Raw genomic sequence first — 16570 nt, forward strand, 5'->3', positions numbered from 1 at the left:
GGCAACGGATGTGATGGGGGCAGAAGCGGTGATCCGAGTGGCTCTCGGCCATCGCGGCACATTGGTGCGTGGTGCACTGGCCGCGGTGCTGTCAAGGGAGAACGATCTGGACGTGGTGGCCGAGCTGGACCGCTCGGAGGACGTCCTCCAGGTGGCCGGACGGCGGCCGCATGTCGTGCTGCTCGATCCACAGCTGCCCGGGCGGATCCGGATCGAGGAGCTGTGCCGGAAGCTGACCGGCCGCGGCGTACTCGTGCTGATCGACCACGAGGCCATCGCCGCGACCAGCCTCGCGCTGGTGAAGCAGGCGCCGCGGATCGGGTTGATCGCGACGGACGCGACGACTGACCAGCTGGTGCAGGCAGTGCGCGATGTCGCGAAGGGCTTGCCGGTGGTCGACGTACGGCTCGCGGTCGCCGCGTTGAAGGCGGGAGACAATCCGCTGACCGATCGTGAGTGCGAGGTCCTGCGGCAGGTCACCACGGGTGCCACGGCGCAGGAGGTCGCGCGGACCCTCAGCCTGAGTGCCGGGACCGTCCGTAACTACTTGTCCCGCATCCTCGCCAAGACCGGATCCCGGAGCCGCATCGAGGCGATCCGCAAGGCTCAGGACGCCGGCTGGATCTGACTCCGGCTGATCGTCGGCGTCCAGTTGCCGTGCAGGTCTCGGTACATGCGGGAGTTGCGCATCAGGCTCGCGTGCGTGCCGAGCGCCGCCTTGTTCCCGTCGAGGACCAGGATCCGTTTGGCTCGCAGCGCCGAGCTGATCCGGTGTGCGATGACGATGAGCGTCCCGTCGCGTTTCGCGAACGCATCCTCGGCCCGACGCTCGGCCTCGGGATCGAGGAAGCAGGTCGCCTCGTCGAGGACGACGAGCCGCGCCGGTGACAGGTACGCGCGAACCAGCGCGAGCAGCTGCTTCTCCCCGGCGGACAGCTCACCCGGCTTGACCTCAGCCGTCAGTCCGCCGAGCCGCTCGACCAGGTTGCTCGCGCCGACCGCCTCGACCGCTTCGGCAACCTCGACAGTGGTTGCTGATGGCAACAGATAGCTCAGGTTGTCGAGCACCGAACCGCTGAAGACGTACGCCTCCTGCGGGATCAGCACCCGTGTCGCCGCCAGCCGCTCCGCCGTCACCTCGGCCGGAGGTACGCCGCCCAGCAGCAGCTTCCCGCCCGTGGGGCTCAGCATTCCGCAGACCAGCCCGGCCAGCGTGGACTTCCCGATCCCGCTCGGCCCGACGACCGCCAGATGCTCGCCCTCGGGGATGGTGAGCTCGAGTTTGTCCAGCACCGGCTCGGCATTGGGTCCGTAGGCAAAGGTCAGTCCCCGCAGGCGGACGCTGAAGCCGGTCGGACTGTCCGTGCGCCCCGGCTCCCTGACCGGTGCCGAGGTTTCGAGGATCCGTCCGAGCGTGATCACGTAGCGCAGACCACTGTCCCCAAGCGCACTCATCACCGTGTTCAAGGCCGGCTGCAACCCGATCAGCACATACGTCAGCCCACCCAGCAGCGTGCCGGTGCTGACCCCGCGCCCGACGAGCCACGGACCGGCAGCCAACAGGATCAGCAACGGCAACCATCCACCGACCGCGAAGCACAAGGTCCGCAAGGCCGAGACCTTGGCCAACGCACGTTCCGCGGACGCGTGGGCCTCGATGGGCGCCCCGACCAACTGCCCGGCGAACTCCTCCGTCCCGGTCGCCGTAATGTCCCGCACCCCGCCGAAGACCATCCCGGCCGCTGACGCGAGCTCCTCGTCCGCGTGCAACGACGCCCGCACCCGATCCGCCGCCATCCCCAGCATCGCCAGCGACAACGCGAACCCGAGCAAGAACGGCGGTATGACGAACGCCGCAACAATCGGGGCCAGCGACAACAACCCGGTCAGTACGCCGAACAACGTGACAGCGAAACTCCGCAGCACCAGGACCAACCCGGCGAAGGTGTCCCGAACGATCTCCACCTGCCGGTTCAACCGCGCCACGGCACTGTCGTCCCCGGACCGCAGTGCGCCGCCGACAACCCGCCGTACCAAGTCATCCCGCAGCGCCTCGACCAGATCCCCCAGCCGTCCGTAGACCTGCCGAGCCCCAGCTGCCCCCAGACAAGCGGTCGCCACCAGCCCGCCAAGCCATGCGATCCCGTGCCACGCATGCCCATCGAGAAAGCTGTCCGTCGCCCGCGCGACCGCGACGCCGTAGATCGCTGTCGGCAGGATCTCCGGAACGGACCACGCGATCAGCTTGACCGTGGCCCGCTTCTTCAGCGCGCCGGCGCCGTACGACAGCTCTCGTTTCATCCGAAGACTTCGCGGTACGACGTGTGGTGCCAGAGATCGGCGTGCGGGGCGACGCCGCGGACCTGGCCGTGGTCGAGCCAGATGACCAGGTCGGCACGGGCCGCGGTGGCGGGGCGGTGGGTGACGATCAGGCGGGTACGGTGGTGGCGGTCCTCGGTCAGGGTGTGGCTGATCTGCCGCTCGGTGGCGGTGTCGAGGCTCGAGGTCGCGTCGTCGAGGACGAGCAGACGGGTCGCCGACCAGGCCCGGGCGAGGCCGAGCCGTTGCCGTTCGCCTCCGGACATCGGTGCCCTGCGCAACGAGGTGAAATACCCGTCCGGCAGCCGGCTGACGAAGTCGTGGGCGTGCGTGGCGCGGGCGGCGGCCAGCGTGCGGATCGGGCTGATCGCGTCGGAGGCGATCGCTTCGCCAATCGTCCGCCCGACTAGCTGTGGGCGCTCGAACGCGCACCCGACCGCGCTGCGCAGCGCCCGTCGGCTGACGGCTTGCAGAGGTACGCCGTCCAGCGACACCTGACCGGACGACGGATCACGCAGCCGCGCCGCGATCGCGGCGAACACCGACTTCCCTGCGCCACTCGAGCCGACGACGGCGATGGTCATGCCGCCGGGCAGGTCGAGATTCACGTTGTCCAGCAGGACATTCTCACCGGCGACCACGCTGACACCATCGAACGTCAACTGCCCGGGACCGGCCGGGATCGGCAGTGTGCCGTGCGCGATCGACTCGATCGCGAGCACCTCGGCGGCTCGGTGCACCCCGGCCTTGGCCCGGGCGATCTCTCCGAGTACGCCGGTCAGGTTGCCGAGGCCGGCTCCGAGGACGGCGTACTGCGAGGCGGCGAAGAGCTCACCCGCGGTGATCCGGCCGGAGACGAGTTGGAGGCCGCCTACCGCGAGTACGGCGACCAGCACGAGTGGGCCAACGACCGCGGCCTGCGCGCCGGAGCGGGCCAGGATGCGCCAGGTGACGACACCGTGTTTGTGGAGCTCAGGGAGGAGTCCGAGGATGCGGCGCTCCTCGCGTTCCGTCGTACCCGCGGCGGTGATGGTGCGGATGCCGGTCAGGGATTCGGACAGCAGGGCGGCGATCCGGCCCTGGGTTTCTTGGTACGCGAGGCTGACGCCGGCGGTCCGTTTCGCGAACGTCCACAGGACCACGATGACGAGCAGCACGCCGCCGAAGAACGCGCCGGCGAGCCAGGGGTCGATGAGTGCGAGCAGGACGAGGCTGCCGACCGGCGGAGCGATCGCGGCGACCGCGGTCACCGCCGCGGGGCCGGCCTGAGCGGCGTCGGTGGCGTTCGCGGAGACCCGGGTGACCAGGTCGCCGGTCTCGAAGTCGCGCGTACCCTCGGGGCCGCCGTGAACGACCTGCTTGACCAGGCGGTGCCGCAGCCAGGCGGTGGTTTCGGCGACACAGGCGGCGCCGGCGAACGCATCGACGATGCTCGCCGCGATCCCCAGCGCGATCAGTAAAGCGGCCGCGATCAGCCATCGGGTGTAGCCGGTGCCGGCCACGATCGAGTCGACCGAGCGGCCGAGGATCGCCGGGAGTGCCAGGGTGACGCCGCTGCCGATGAGGGCGTTGAACCCGATCAACGGCAGCCAGCCGCGACCGCGCTTGGCCACGTCTTTGAAGGTGATCATGACGCCAGCCCGGTCTGATCGGCAAGGAAGGCGAGCATGTCCGCGGCCAGGCTGATGCCGCCGGTTGCATGCCCCGCGTTTGCTTGCAACCGCAGCAGCACCGGCCGGTCGCTGTCGGTCGCGTGCTGGAGTGCGGCGCACATCTTCCTTGCGTGCAAGGGATCCACGCGGGTGTCGTTCCCGAAGACCGTGAACAGGACGGCCGGATACTTCACGCCTTCGGCGACCCTGTGGTACGGCGAGTAGGACAGCAGGTTCCGGAAGTCGTCAGGATCCTTGGCGGACCCGAACTCCGGCACCCAGCGCTCACCGAGCCCGGACAGCTCGTACCGGACCATGTCGGTCAACGGCGCCGAGCAGACGGCAGCCGCGAACAACTCCGGTCGCTGCGTGATCGCCGCGGCGACGAGCAGGCCGCCGTTCGACTCGCCGCAGAGCGCGAGCTGATCCGGCGTCGTCCAGCCCTGCGCGACCAGATGCTCAGCGCCGGTGATGAAGTCGTCGAAGACCTTCTGCTTGTTGAGCAGGATCCCCGCTCGGTGGGACGCGTCGCCGCGCTCACCACCGCCGCGCACGTGTGCCGTGACGAACACCCCGCCGGCTTCGACCCAGGCCAGCGCGAACGCGGAGTACGTCGGGGTCAGCGTCTGCCCGAAGCCGCCGTACCCGTAGAGGATCGTTGGCCGCGGTCCGTGGGCTCCGGGCTGGGCGATCACGCTGAGCTCGAGCTCGGTGCCGTCCGGGGACGTGCAGCTGAGGCTGTGTGTTTCGGCTTCCGTGGTGGTGCCGGACGCTTGCGACCAGAGCGTCGTACGTCCAGTCTCGGCGTCGTAGCAGTAGACCGTCGGAGGAGTGACGCTGTCGGTGTAGGTGAACCAAGCTCGGGCGCCGTTGTCTGTGCTCAGCGAGCCGATCGAGCCGGTCCCCGGCACGTCGACGATCCCCAACTGCCGGCCCGTCAGGCGGTCATGCACGGAGATCTCGCCCGCCGTGCCGACCAGGACGACCTCGTCGAGGACCGCCAGCCCGGTCAGTGGAGCGCCAGGCTCGAGGTAGTCGTGCCAGACCGTCGGATCCCTAGGATTGCCGACGCAGACCCTCCCGGCGGGGACGTCCCGCGTGGTGACGACGTACAGCCGGCCGTCCCGACCGACCGTCATGACCGTGGTCGCGTCGACGCCCTGCTGAACTGGTATCGGCGAATCATTCGTGGAGAGGTCGGCCAGCCAGAGGTCGTTCGCCGTGCCGCGCACCGCCGAGATCGTCAGCCAGCGGCCGTCGGCGCTGATCTCGAGGCCGTACGTCGCTTCGCCGGCGAGGATCGTGGTGTCGTCGGGGTCGCCGAGGTGATGGCGTCGTATCTGACGGAAGCGCACATAGAAGAAGGACTTCCCGTCGGGAAGCCAGGCGATGGGGGAGTAGCGGCAGCCGTCGAGCGGGCCATCGACGAGCTGCCCGGTGTCCACGTCGAGGACGTGGAGGACGGAGTGCTCATCCCCACCGCGCGAGACCTGGAACGCGAGCTTGCTGCCGTCCGGAGAAGGTTGCCATCCGTCGAGGGTGGTCAGGCAGGTCGGGTCGAGCGGCGTCGGATCGAGCAGTGGTGTGTCGTCGACGTACAAGACCGGATGCTGTTGACCCACGTCCCGGCGGACTGTGAAGCACCGCTCGCCGCGCCAGACTGGTGCGGACACGCTGCCGACGTTCGACAGCTCCCGCACTCTGGTGCGAAGGCGGAAACGGCTCGACAACGAGCCGGCGTACTCGAGCCACAGGTCGTCCTGGTCGCCCAGCCACCGCACGGTCGCGGCGGCCGAGGAGTCCTCGAGCCACCGGTACGGATCCGCAACGGCACAACCGTGCACTTGCTCCACGAGCGGTAGCCGCTCGGCGCATGGATAAGTCTGCACGGAATCCCTCACCCCTTCCTTCCGTCCTGACCAATCAACGACCGCCGGGGCTCCGGGCTACCGGAATTCCTGATGTCGTGCCGGCCGGACCGCCGACCAGCTGGCCGAGCGGGTCGACCTCTCGCCGCCCGGCGACCGAGGCGAGTCGGTCACCGGTTGCGTCGAGGGCCCGATGCAGGTCGGCCCTGGGTCGGTATGCCGCCCACCCAGGGCCTCAGAACCTGACGATCCAGGTAACCGTCAGTGGCAGAGCAGGAGGCTCAGGTTGCTCGGGGTCTGCGACGCGCAGCCCAGCACGGTCAGCGTGGAGCCGCCGTGGTGGTGGCCGCCGTGGCCGTAACCCGGGGTCTCGAGACCCTGGAGGTCGAGAAGTGCCATGTTTTACACCTCCTTCGGTGCATATCGTCGGGACAGGGACTCGGACCACTGGGGAGGTCCGAGGAACGGGACGGACACCGGCGCGTCGTGCAGCGCCGTACCCAGGGCCAGCAGGACGCCGGCCGATCCGGTCGCCAGGTCCATCGAGAGACGGAGCAACTGGTTGCCCGGGTACGCGAGGCCGCCTTCGAAGGGCATCGCGTGCCAGCCGAGTCCGTACACGAGGTCGTCGACCGTCGCCTGGTCTTCGCCTAGTACGGCGGCTGTGAACAGCAGGCCGGCGCGACCCATGAACAGACCGGGCTGGACGTAGTAGGAGCAGTGCGTGACCCGCTTGAGCTCGTCGAGCGTCTTGGTGAGCTCGTCGGACGGGCGGTGGCGCAGGTACCGCTCCAGCACCAGCGCGACTCCGGCCGAACCCTCTTCGAGGTACGGCAGCGTCCGCCAGCCCTGGTTCACCTGGCGCATGCCGTCGTCGGTGAGGACGGAGCGCTTGAGGTCCTGCCTGATGGCGATCTCGGCCAGATCCAGCAGGCCGGTGTCCCCGAGCCGCTCGAACGCCTCCAGGAACAACAGCGCGGGCCCTGACGAGCCGTACATCAGCCCGGCCCGCGCATGCTGACCGCCACTGACCTCGGGTACGTCGTTGACGCTTCCGAGGCGGTCTGCGACCAGGTCGAGCACGCGGACTGCCTTTGCCCGGAGACTCGGCTCGGTGTCGAAGTGGAGCAGATTCAGCCCGATGCCGGCTAGACCGGAGTGCAGGCCGAGCTCGCGGGAGCTCCAGTCGTCTGCGAGCGTACGGTCGACCAGGTCCAGTGCGTCCTGCCGGTGTCCTAGTTCGTCGAGCACGTGCGCGACACCATGCAGGCCGTCGTACAGGCCCGGTCCGGCCTCTGTGTCCACGGCTCGTCGGCGCAGCCAGTCGTCGTACTGCGGGAATCGTCCGGCGCCGGTCTTCGCGAGGGCGTAGAGGACGCCCGCTGCGCCGGTGGCGAGGTTGATGCCGCCGCCGTCGCGGAACTGCGCGATGTCGCCGGGGAAGAGTCGATCGGTGCGTTCGGGGGTCGCACTGGCGACGATGGATTTCGTGAGCGCTGTGCGCACCTCGATCCAGTCGGCTTCGCCGGGCAGCGCGAGATCGACCATCTCCGGGTCATGAGTTCGGCCGGCACCGACGACCGTCCGGACGGCGTCCTCAATCGTTGCCCTGGGCACCGGGAAGGTCTCGGTGATCATGTCGGCGAGCTGGAAAGCCTTGCCGGGGTGCATGTTCAGCAGGATCGTCGCCTGTGGCGCGTAGACGCCCAGGGCGATGCAGGCGAGTGCGTACCGGTCGACGTCGACGCCTTGCCGGTCCTGCGGCGCCGCGTACCCCGGATGGGTGAGCGTCGAGCGAGCCTTGTCCTCGGCCTTGGTCGCCACCTCGAAGTCGATCAGAGTGAGCCGGCCGTTGATGTCGAGCAGGACGTTGTCGGGATGCAGATCGCAGAACACGACGCCGCGCTCATGGAGCTGACCGACCGCCTCCGCGACCTTGGTGATCATCGCGGTGGCCCATTCGGCGTACTCGGCCTTGTCGGCCTCGGTCGCATCCGGGTGCGTCAGCGGATACCGCCGTACGAGCTCGCGTTGCAGGGACACCGAGTCGATGTGCTCCTGCACCAGGAAGTGATGCTCACCCAGTTCGACGTAGTCGTGCGTCTTCGGTACGACGTCGAGTCCGTCGAGCTGATCGAGGATGTCCTTCTCGTGCGCGATCCGCGCCACCGCGTCCCGGCCGGCCATGTCGAGACCGGCGTACGGGCGTCCTTCCTTGAGGACGACGCGGTCACCGGTTTCGTTGTGGTGCCCGACGTACACACCGCCGCCGTTGGAGAACTGGATGACGCCGTCGATCGTGTACGCGAGGTCGTTGGTGGTGACCGCGTTGCGGGCGTCGAGGTGCGGCTGCAGGAAGTCGGGGATCGCGACCCAGGGCGGTGTTGCGAACGTGGGACCGCGATGGTCCGGCACGAGCCGGCCTTGGTCGTCCTCGATGGCCAGCACCCGCTCGCCGGTCGGCGACAGGCAGTGCCTGCTGACGAAGGCGCCGTACCGGACGAAGAGCGGGCCTTCGCCGTAGCGCAGATCGCTGAGAATGTACGGCCCCTGGACGCCGTGGAGGATCCCGTCGAGCTCCTTGAGGATCAACTCGCACTGTGCGTCGTCGGTCGGGTAGATCGTCACCAGCTTGCCGCTCGACCCACGGGGAGCGGCCTTCGAGTTGACCATCACCAGCACGGGCTCGTTGCGCAGGAACTTGAACGCGATCCCGCGCGGCACGCAGTACTCCCAGACCGCCTCGAGCGTCCGCTCGACGTCACTCAGCCTGGCCGAGGTGTGAATCTTCCAGCCTTGCTGCGGCAGTTGGAGGTTGGCCGGCGCGTAGTGCATCCAGGTCTCGCCCGGCACCTGCCGCCACCCCTGCGGAACCTCACGCGCGCAGATCGCGAAATCCGGATGCTGAGCACCACGATTGGCCGGCGTCTCGTAGAACCGCCGATCCGCAAGGCAGTAGAACTCATAACTCTCGTGCATGACTGTCCGACCCCCCTTTCCGTGGTGCCCCGCACATCTTGGGCACCCCGACCAGGCGAGGCGTAGTGCACGATGTCATCACTCTCATGTGAAGAACCCACACACTACGAGTGAGTAACTAAACACTCTTCGTTACATACCTACGCGCTCCAAGCGCGAATCTCCCCGTAACACCATGTCAATCCACGACGATGCCATCACAACCCGTAACTTCCCCCATCGCGAGTCGTAGAGCTGAACAGCACGACTACTGTCGACCCGTGACCGCCGAGTCCGAGAGCACAGTCTGGACGATCCACGACGAACGCCTGATCGACGACACCCGCCGCCTTCGCCTGAGCATCGCGTCGGTCGAGCTGCCTGACGGCGTCCACTTCGAGCAGTACGTACTCCGGATGCCGAGAGCCGCCATGATGGTCGTCCTCAACGACGCCCGCGACCACGTCCTGATGATGTGGCGCCACCGCTTCATCGTCGACCGGTGGCTCTGGGAACTCCCCGGCGGCTACGTCGACCCCGACGAGGATCCGGCCGTCACCGCGGCCCGCGAGGTCGAAGAGGAAACCGGCTGGCGCCCCCGAAACGGCAAGCCATTGGTGGCTTGCCAGCCCTCGGTCGGTACGACGGACGCCGAAAACCTCCTCTTCATCTCCCACGGCGCCGACCACATCGGCGATCCCCAGACATCAACGAGGCCGCCCGCATCGCCTGGCTCCCACTGGATTCCCTCCACACCCGAATCCAAGCCGGCGAAATCATCGGAGCTGCGTCCCTCGTCGGCCTCCTGCACGTACTAGCGTTCCCGCACCCATGACCGAGCAATGGCTAGAGGTACGCCGCCAACTCCAAGCCAACCGCCACACCTGGGGCATCGAGGCCGCCGCCGACTACCCCGCGGACCAGCACGTTGCCGGCACCCCACTACTCGCACCCCCGGCCTGGATCCCACCCCAGCCGATCCCGTTGACCTCAATCCGCCTGGAGTACGACCCCGACTCGGCCTTCCACGGCGTAACCGGCCCAGACCCCACGACACTTCCCCTGAACTCCGACGGCACCCACTACGCCACCTACGCCGACGCAATCGCCGCGCTGGCCGCCCCAGCCGTCTTCGAAAACCGCCCCACCTACAGACTCGTAGCCGCGGACCTAACCGCCCAGCAACCCTTCCTCCGCCTGGGTCGAGGCACCTACTTCGACAGCATCAACACCGGCGAAGCTTCCGCCCACGAATACGCCGCCCACCGACTCGGCCTGCCTACATCCACAGGTCTGCGAGACGCGATCGGCGCCCCCTGGGACCCAGCCCGCCGCCCAACCAACCTCGCCATCAGCACCCTCACCATCCGCCGAGACAAAACCACCGGTGCCTCGACCTTCCTCATCCACTGGCGAGATCCCGCGAAGGTAGGCCACGCCGGCGGCCTCTACCAGGTCGTCCCCTCAGGCATCTTCCAACCAAGCGCCAACGCAACCTGGAACGAACACCACGACTTCTCCCTCTGGCGAAACCTCACCCGAGAACTCTCCGAAGAACTCCTAGGCACCTCAGAAGACCACGGCAGCGACGCCGCCCACATCAACTACGACACCTGGCCCTTCGCCACCCACCTGACAACCGCCCTATCCACCGGCGCCGCCAAGGCGTACTGCGTAGGCCTGGGCGTAGACCCCTTGACCTTCGCCACCGACCTACTAACCGTCCTCACAATCGACTCCGACGTCTTCGACGACCTCTTCGCCAACCTCACCACAGGAAACGACGAAGGCCGAGTCCTAACCCCCCAACCCTTCACCGCCGAGTCGATCGACAACCTCGTCCACCACAAACCAACACAAGCCGCCGGCGCAGCCATCCTCCAACTCGCCTGGCAACACCAGTTGGCGTGAATGAGCCCGCAATGTGCGGGTGGTGAGAGCGCGCGTAGCGGCGGCGTGACGGAGGAGTGGCTGCGTTGCATGCGTGGGGAGAAATGCTAGACGGGGTAGGTGTGGATTTCGGTTGCTTTTAGGGTGGCGTGGAGTTGTTGGCCGGGGGTTAGGTGGAGGTCGGCTACGGCGGCGGGGGTTATGTCGGCGAGGAGGACTGCCGGGCCGGTGGGGGTCGCGTCCAGGCGTACTCGGACTGTGTGGGCGTGTTGTTCTATGCCGGTGACTGTGGCGGGCCAGGTGTTGCGGGGGCTGCCGGAGGGTGGGGAGAGGTAGAGGCTGACGGCGGTGGGTGGGAAGGCTACGTGGACCGGGCCGGTGGCCGGTTCGGCGAGGGTGATGGTGCCGCCGGTTGTCGCGGCGCCGTTGGCGCGGTCGGGGGCTAGCGTGACGGTGGTGCCTGTGGCGGTGCCTCGGTAGAGGTTTAGGCCTACTAGTTGGGCTACGTAGTCGGTGCGGGGGCGGCGGGCTATTTCGGTGGGGCGGCCTTCTTGGACTACGCGGCCGTTTTCGACGATGACCAGGCGGTCTGCGAGGACCATGGCGTCGAGGGGGTCGTGCGTGATGAGTAGGGTGCGGCCTTCGTAGCGGCCGAGGTGTTGGCCGAGTTCGGCGCGGACGTGGAGCGTCGTACTGGCGTCCAGTGCGGCCAAAGGCTCGTCCAGCAACAACAGTTCGGGGTCTGTGGCCAAGGCTCGGGCCAGGGCTACTCGTTGGGCTTGGCCGCCGGACAACGAGCGCGGGCGGGTACGCGCGTACGACGACAGACCGACAGTGTCCAGCCAGCGCAAAGCTTCCGTGCGGGCGGTGTGTTTGTCGACGCCGTGAGCACGAAGGCCGAAGGCAACGTTCTCCAAGCAGCTCAAATGGTCGAACAACAAGTAGTCCTGGAAGACCACTCCGATCGGCCGGCGGTCCGGCGTACGGAAGGTGCGTGGGGGCTCGTCCCACACCTCGGAGTCCAGAGCGATGCGGCCACCGCCCAAGGGGAGTAGGCCGGCTATAGCGCGCAGTGCGGTGGTCTTACCGGCGCCATTAGGCCCCAACAGCGCCACGACCTCGCCTGGTTCGACAACCAGATCCAACGAGAGGTCGAAGGATCCACGGGTCACCTGCACGTCGGCGTACAGAGTCATCGGAGACCACTGATCCAGCGCTCGCGCAGAGACGCCAGTACGACGACCGACACGAGGAGAAGCACCAGGCTCAGTACGACGGCCACATCCGGATCGGTCTCCAGCGCGAGGTAGACCGCCAGCGGCATGGTCGTTGTACGGCCAGGCAGGTTGCCGGCGAACGTGATGGTGGCACCGAACTCGCCCAGTGCACGAGCCCAGCACAGTACGGCGCCCGCCACGACACCTGGCGCGATAGACGGCAGCGTCACCCGTCGAAACGTCAGCCAGCGACCGGCGCCCAGTGTCGCGGCCGCCTCCTCATACCTAGGGTCCGCAGCGCGCAATGCGCCCTCTACAGAGATCACCAGGAACGGCATCGCGACAAAAGCCTCCGCCACGATCACTCCGGCGGTTGTGAACGGCAAAGAGATGCCGAACCACAGATCGAGGTGTTCACCGACCAGTCCGCGTCGTCCGAGTACCAGCAGCAGGGCGACGCCACCAACAACGGGCGGCAGGACCAGTGGGACCGTCACGAGCGCCCGGATGAGCCCGCGACCAGGCACCGCGCCCCGGGCGAGCAGCCACGCCAGTGGGATCCCCAGAATCAGGCAGACCACGGTGGCGGACGTTGCGCATACCAATGACAGCCTCAGGGCGGTCCAGACGTCTCCGCTGAACAAATGGCTCGGCAGCGTCGACCAAGGTGCCTTGGCGACCAGACCGATCAGTGGGACCAGCAGGAACGCCAGCCCGAGCAGCGCGGGCAGCAGGAGTACGAGGGGCAACCGCCCACTGGTACTCCTGCTACGACGACTCACGGTGCGTCGAAACTACTACGACTACGGCGTGTTGAACCCGGCGGCGCTCAGAACCGACTTGCCCTGGTCGGACAGGACATAGGCCACGAACGCCTTGGCGCCGTCCGGGTTCGGAGCCTTGGTCAGCGTCGCGATCGGGTACTCGTTGATCGCCTTGTCCGCCTCAGGGAACTCGATGCCGTCGACTTTGTCCTTGGCCGACAGCACATCGGTCTTGTAGACGAGGCCCGCGTCGACCTCACCGAGGCCGACCTTGGTCAGCACGGCCTTGACGTCCTGCTCGAGGCTGTCCGGCTGCGGCGTGATTCCGACCGCCTTGAACACCTTGTCGGCCGCCGCGCCGCACGGCACCTGGACGGCGCACTGCGCGATCTTCTTGTCCTTGTCGGCGAAGTCCTGCAGTCCGGTGATCTTGCCCGGGTTCCCCTTCGGTACGGCGATCTCCAGCGTGTTGGTCACGAACGTCGTCGGAGCGTTCTTGTCCGTCACCTGGTCCATGTTCTTCGGCGCGGCCGAGGCGAACACGTCCGCGGGCGCACCCTGGTTGATCTGCTGCGCCAGCGCCGAGCTCCCGGCGAAGTTGAAGGTCACCTTCACACCCGGGTGAGCGGTCTCGAAGTCCTTGCCCAGTTGGGTGAACGACCCGGTCAGCGAGGCCGCCGCGAACACGGTGACGGTCCCGGACAGGGCCGGCGTACTGCTGCTGCCCGAAGGCGAGGACGACGCGGCCGGGCTGTCGTCACCGCAGCCGGCGAAGGTGAGCGCGGCAACGGCGGCGAGCGCGGCGAACGCGGTACGGCGGAACATCAGGCCTCCGGGATTTCGACGACGACATGGGTGGACTTGATCGACGCGACGGCGACCACACCAGGTTCCAGACCGAGCTCGTCGGCGGCCTCGCGACTCATCAGCGACACGACGCGGAACGGCCCGGCCTGCATCTCGACCTGGGCCATCACACCGTCCTTGAGCACGCGGGTGACGATCCCCCGCATGCGGTTGCGTGCCGAGGCGGCCGTCGTGTTCCCCGGCTCCGGCGACTCGGCCAGCTCCTGGGCGAACGCGGCGAGCGCTTGCCCGTCGATGGCCATCCGGCCGCTGTCCTGGACTGACGGCAACCGGCCCTGATCGACCCAGCGACGCACCGTGTCGTCGCTGACGCCGAGGAGCGCAGCCGCCTCACTGATCCGCAAGTTCGGCACGGGAGACAGCATACTGCCGCAAATACGGATGGATGCCCGAGTTTTCCACAGTCACCGAGTGGTGACGGAAAGTGTCCGCCATTCCGCATAAGTTAAAGGCATGAGGACATCGGGGTTGCGGGACTACCTGGACGGGCCGCACAAGGCGGCGCGGGACGTCGTGCGTGCGGGGCTGGCGGCGGAGCCTGAGCTGTTCGACCTGGCCGTGCGCCTGCCGAGGGACGAGTACCGGGACAAGGTGCTCGAGCTGCTGCAGCAGTTCACGGCCGACGGGCATCCCGCACGCGGCTTCCCGAAGGAGTACGGCGGTGAGGGCGATCTCGGCGGGTTCATCGCCGGGTTCGAGATGCTCGCCTTCGGGGACCTCTCGATCATGGTGAAGGCGGGGGTGCAGTTCGGTCTGTTCGCCGGCGCGATCCTGCATCTGGGGACCGAGAAGCACCACGAGCTGTACCTCGCCGACGCCGTCGGTGGCCGGCTGCTCGGTTGCTTCGCGATGACCGAGACTGGGCACGGGTCGAATGTCCAGGCGCTCGGTACGACGGCGACGTACGACGGCTCGACGGGGGAGTTCGTCGTTCACACACCGATCGCGGCGGCGCGGAAGGACTACATCGGCAACGCGGCACGGCATGGGCGGATGGCGGCCGTGTTCGCGCAGCTCGTGGTCGGCGGTGAGAGTCACGGGGTGCATTGCCTCCTTGTCCCGATCAGGGCCGAGGACGGTACGCCGTTGCCCGGCGTGACCCTGTCCGACTGCGGCCCGAAGCTGGGGCTGAACGGGGTGGACAACGGGCGGATCGTGTTCGACCAGGTCCGGGTGCCGCGGGAGGCGCTGCTGGACCGGTATGCGCAGGTCGATGCCGACGGCAAGTATCACAGTGAGATCGAGAATCCGGACCGCCGCTTCTTCACCATGCTCGGGACCTTGGTGCAGGGGAGGGTGTCGGTCGGTGGTGCGGCGATCAACGCGAGCAAGGTCGCCCTGGACATCGCGATCCGATACGGCGCTCAGCGTCGGCAGTTCGGTGCTCCGGGGAGTGCGGAGGAGGCGTTGCTGCTGGACTACCGGATGCATCAGCGGCGGTTGTTGCCGCTGCTCGCGCGAACTTATGCACTGCACTTCGCGCAGGGCGAGCTGGTCGACGAGTTCGTGCGGGTGTTCGAGGATGGCAGCAGTGAGCATGACCGCCGGGCGTTGGAGGCCCAGGCAGCTGGGACGAAGGCGCTCGGGACCTGGCATGCGACCGAGACGATCCAGATGTGCCGCGAGGCGTGTGGTGGCGCCGGTTACCTGGCGGAGAACCGGTTGGCGACGCTGAAGGCGGACACCGATGTGTTCACCACCTTCGAGGGGGACAACACCGTCCTGCTGCAGTTGGTGGCTAAGGGTCTGCTGACCGACTACCGGGAGTCGTTCGGCAAGCTGGACCCGCTCGGGACGGCCCGGTTCATCGCGGCGCAGGCGGTGGAGATCGCGGTCGAGAAGGCGGCCCTGCGACCGCTGATCGAGCGGCTGCGGGACGCCGTACCGAATCGGAGTGATGCGGCCGATCCGGACGCCGGGCTGCGGGACGACGCGTACCACTCGGGGCTGCTGCGGTTCCGGGAGGAGCACATGCTGTCCGGGGTCGCGCGGCGGTTGAAGGCCGGCATCGATGCGGGGGACGAGCCGTTCGAGGTGTTCAACCGGTGCCAGGACCACGTCATCGCGGCCGGGCGAGCCCACGTGGACCGCGTCGTGCTCGAGGCTTTCCAGGCCGCCGTACAAGAGGCGCCGGAGGAGATTCGCGAGCTGTTGAAGGACGTCTACGATCTGCACGCGCTGGCGACGATCGAGGCGGAGCGGGCCTGGTACCTGGAGCACGGGCGGCTCTCGCCGGGTCGATCGAAGGCGATCACGGCGCTGGTGAACGAGCTGTGCGCGGCTGTCCGGCCGGTCGCGGTCGAGCTCGTCGACGCGTTCGGCGTACCGGGCTCGGCGGTGGAGGTGCCGATGGTTGTACCGTCGCAGCATGAGTGAGTCGATCGAACCCGCGTCGGCCGCCGAAGCCGCCCGCGAACTCGCCCGGGTGTTGCTGGAGCAGGCTGACGCCCTGGACCTGCACGACTTGCGGGCCACCGGCGCGATCGAGAACGTCCGGGTCCAGGCCCGGGCGCTCGCGGACGCGGTGCACGAGCGGGGCTGGGGTGACATCTTCCTCGGGATCGACTCCTACGACCCCGACGAGCTGGATGGACTCCCGCTCGGGCCGGATGACTTCGACGACCCCGCGGACTACCGCGAGATCGCCGAGGGCGTCGACGACCTCGACGACCTGGAGGAGCCGCTGCTGCCGGAGAACGGGGTCCGGGTCAGCTACCAGGCGCGGTACGACTACGTGGTGACGGACCCCGAGGCGTTCGTGGAGTACGTGCGGAGTCGCGCGGACGAAGCGCAGAACGACGAGGTCATCGACGACATCGAGGACGCGCAGTCGGCGTTCGAGCTGCTGTGCTACCTCGACGGGCTGGGCTCCAAGGACTACGACAGCACCGGGCTGATCCCGGCCGGCGGCGAGGAGTCGCACAAGATCGTCGAGTTCTCCCTCTGGGACCTCGACCCCACCCGCCGCGACGACACCTATCCGTACTGACATCCCTAGCCGCGGCCGGTCCGCACCTTCCAAGGTGCGGACCGGC

General features: G+C 67.9%; 14 protein-coding genes. 5 read left to right on the top strand and 9 right to left on the bottom strand.

Annotated elements, in window-relative coordinates; genetic code table 11:
- The first annotated feature begins 28 nt into the window (after window positions 1-28).
- Complete coding sequence (locus tag AB0E63_RS31265) at window positions 29-628, top strand: response regulator transcription factor (RefSeq protein WP_360374246.1); 600 nt, start codon at window positions 29-31, stop codon at window positions 626-628.
- On the opposite strand, the gene AB0E63_RS31270 is transcribed toward AB0E63_RS31265, so the two are convergent.
- The 5 genes from AB0E63_RS31270 to lanKC all read right to left on the bottom strand — a co-directional run bounded on the left by AB0E63_RS31270 (window position 607) and on the right by lanKC (window position 8818).
- Complete coding sequence (locus tag AB0E63_RS31270) at window positions 607-2301, bottom strand: ABC transporter ATP-binding protein (protein WP_360374248.1); 1695 nt, start codon at window positions 2299-2301, stop codon at window positions 607-609. The two genes, AB0E63_RS31265 and AB0E63_RS31270, sit on opposite strands and share 22 nt — an antisense overlap.
- A complete protein-coding gene (locus AB0E63_RS31275; protein ID WP_360374250.1) occupies window positions 2298-3950 on the bottom strand; it encodes an ABC transporter ATP-binding protein in 1653 nt (550 codons plus the stop codon). The genes AB0E63_RS31270 and AB0E63_RS31275 overlap by 4 nt, the downstream gene beginning before the upstream one ends.
- Complete coding sequence (locus AB0E63_RS31280) at window positions 3947-5860, bottom strand: prolyl oligopeptidase family serine peptidase (protein WP_360374252.1); 1914 nt, start codon at window positions 5858-5860, stop codon at window positions 3947-3949. Before AB0E63_RS31280 ends, AB0E63_RS31275 begins: the two co-directional genes overlap by 4 nt.
- Window positions 5861-6100: 240 nt before the next feature.
- Entirely contained in the window at window positions 6101-6238 is a 138-nt protein-coding gene (locus AB0E63_RS31285) for a SapB/AmfS family lanthipeptide (protein WP_130387812.1), read from the bottom strand.
- A gap of 3 nt (window positions 6239-6241) precedes the next feature.
- Window positions 6242-8818, bottom strand: coding sequence for a class III lanthionine synthetase LanKC (gene lanKC, locus AB0E63_RS31290; RefSeq protein ID WP_360374254.1), 2577 nt, complete (start codon window positions 8816-8818; stop codon window positions 6242-6244).
- 260 nt (window positions 8819-9078) lie between these two features.
- Here lanKC and AB0E63_RS31295 point away from each other — a divergent pair, with 260 nt between their 5' ends.
- Together AB0E63_RS31295 and AB0E63_RS31300 are read left to right on the top strand one after the other, a co-directional pair.
- Window positions 9079-9615 carry an NUDIX hydrolase gene (locus AB0E63_RS31295; RefSeq protein WP_360374256.1) on the top strand — a complete coding sequence of 179 codons (537 nt, stop codon included), beginning with the start codon at window positions 9079-9081 and terminating at the stop codon, window positions 9613-9615.
- Window positions 9616-9628: 13 nt separating this feature from the next.
- Window positions 9629-10708, top strand: a complete 1080-nt coding sequence (locus AB0E63_RS31300) for a hypothetical protein (RefSeq protein WP_360374258.1) — start codon at window positions 9629-9631, stop codon at window positions 10706-10708.
- An 86-nt stretch (window positions 10709-10794) separates the two neighbouring features.
- Here the strand turns inward: AB0E63_RS31300 and AB0E63_RS31305 are convergent, their stop codons facing one another.
- Genes AB0E63_RS31305 through AB0E63_RS31320 form a run of 4 tightly spaced genes read right to left on the bottom strand, consistent with a single transcriptional unit; the run spans window position 10795 to window position 13888 of the window.
- A complete protein-coding gene (locus AB0E63_RS31305) occupies window positions 10795-11883 on the bottom strand; it encodes an ABC transporter ATP-binding protein (protein ID WP_360374260.1) in 1089 nt (362 codons plus the stop codon).
- Window positions 11880-12653: a molybdate ABC transporter permease subunit gene (gene modB / locus AB0E63_RS31310; protein ID WP_360374262.1), complete on the bottom strand. Its 774-nt coding sequence runs from the start codon at window positions 12651-12653 to the stop codon at window positions 11880-11882. Before modB ends, AB0E63_RS31305 begins: the two co-directional genes overlap by 4 nt.
- Window positions 12654-12707: 54 nt before the next feature.
- Entirely contained in the window at window positions 12708-13493 is a 786-nt protein-coding gene (gene modA, locus AB0E63_RS31315) for a molybdate ABC transporter substrate-binding protein (protein ID WP_360374264.1), read from the bottom strand.
- Window positions 13493-13888, bottom strand: a complete 396-nt coding sequence (locus AB0E63_RS31320) for a helix-turn-helix transcriptional regulator (RefSeq protein ID WP_360374266.1) — start codon at window positions 13886-13888, stop codon at window positions 13493-13495. The genes modA and AB0E63_RS31320 overlap by 1 nt, the downstream gene beginning before the upstream one ends.
- A gap of 100 nt (window positions 13889-13988) precedes the next feature.
- Here AB0E63_RS31320 and AB0E63_RS31325 point away from each other — a divergent pair, with 100 nt between their 5' ends.
- Window positions 13989-15911, top strand: a complete 1923-nt coding sequence (locus AB0E63_RS31325) for an acyl-CoA dehydrogenase (RefSeq protein ID WP_360374268.1) — start codon at window positions 13989-13991, stop codon at window positions 15909-15911.
- Window positions 15904-16524 carry a hypothetical protein gene (locus AB0E63_RS31330; RefSeq protein ID WP_360374270.1) on the top strand — a complete coding sequence of 207 codons (621 nt, stop codon included), beginning with the start codon at window positions 15904-15906 and terminating at the stop codon, window positions 16522-16524. The genes AB0E63_RS31325 and AB0E63_RS31330 overlap by 8 nt, the downstream gene beginning before the upstream one ends.
- Window positions 16525-16570: the final 46 nt, after the last annotated feature.

Source organism: Kribbella sp. NPDC026596 (genome assembly GCF_040638415.1).
Classification (GTDB): Bacteria; Actinomycetota; Actinomycetes; order Propionibacteriales; family Kribbellaceae; genus Kribbella.

Coding starts and splice junctions, on each gene's coding strand:
- AB0E63_RS31270 (WP_360374248.1), bottom strand. CDS start 2,301: ATGAAACGAGAGCTGTCGTACGGCGCCGGCGCGCTGAAGAAGCGGGCC.
- AB0E63_RS31275 (WP_360374250.1), bottom strand. CDS start 3,950: ATGATCACCTTCAAAGACGTGGCCAAGCGCGGTCGCGGCTGGCTGCCG.
- AB0E63_RS31285 (WP_130387812.1), bottom strand. CDS start 6,238: ATGGCACTTCTCGACCTCCAGGGTCTCGAGACCCCGGGTTACGGCCAC.
- lanKC (WP_360374254.1), bottom strand. CDS start 8,818: ATGCACGAGAGTTATGAGTTCTACTGCCTTGCGGATCGGCGGTTCTAC.
- AB0E63_RS31300 (WP_360374258.1), top strand. CDS start 9,629: ATGACCGAGCAATGGCTAGAGGTACGCCGCCAACTCCAAGCCAACCGC.
- AB0E63_RS31305 (WP_360374260.1), bottom strand. CDS start 11,883: ATGACTCTGTACGCCGACGTGCAGGTGACCCGTGGATCCTTCGACCTC.
- modA (WP_360374264.1), bottom strand. CDS start 13,493: ATGTTCCGCCGTACCGCGTTCGCCGCGCTCGCCGCCGTTGCCGCGCTC.
- AB0E63_RS31325 (WP_360374268.1), top strand. CDS start 13,989: ATGAGGACATCGGGGTTGCGGGACTACCTGGACGGGCCGCACAAGGCG.
- AB0E63_RS31330 (WP_360374270.1), top strand. CDS start 15,904: ATGAGTGAGTCGATCGAACCCGCGTCGGCCGCCGAAGCCGCCCGCGAA.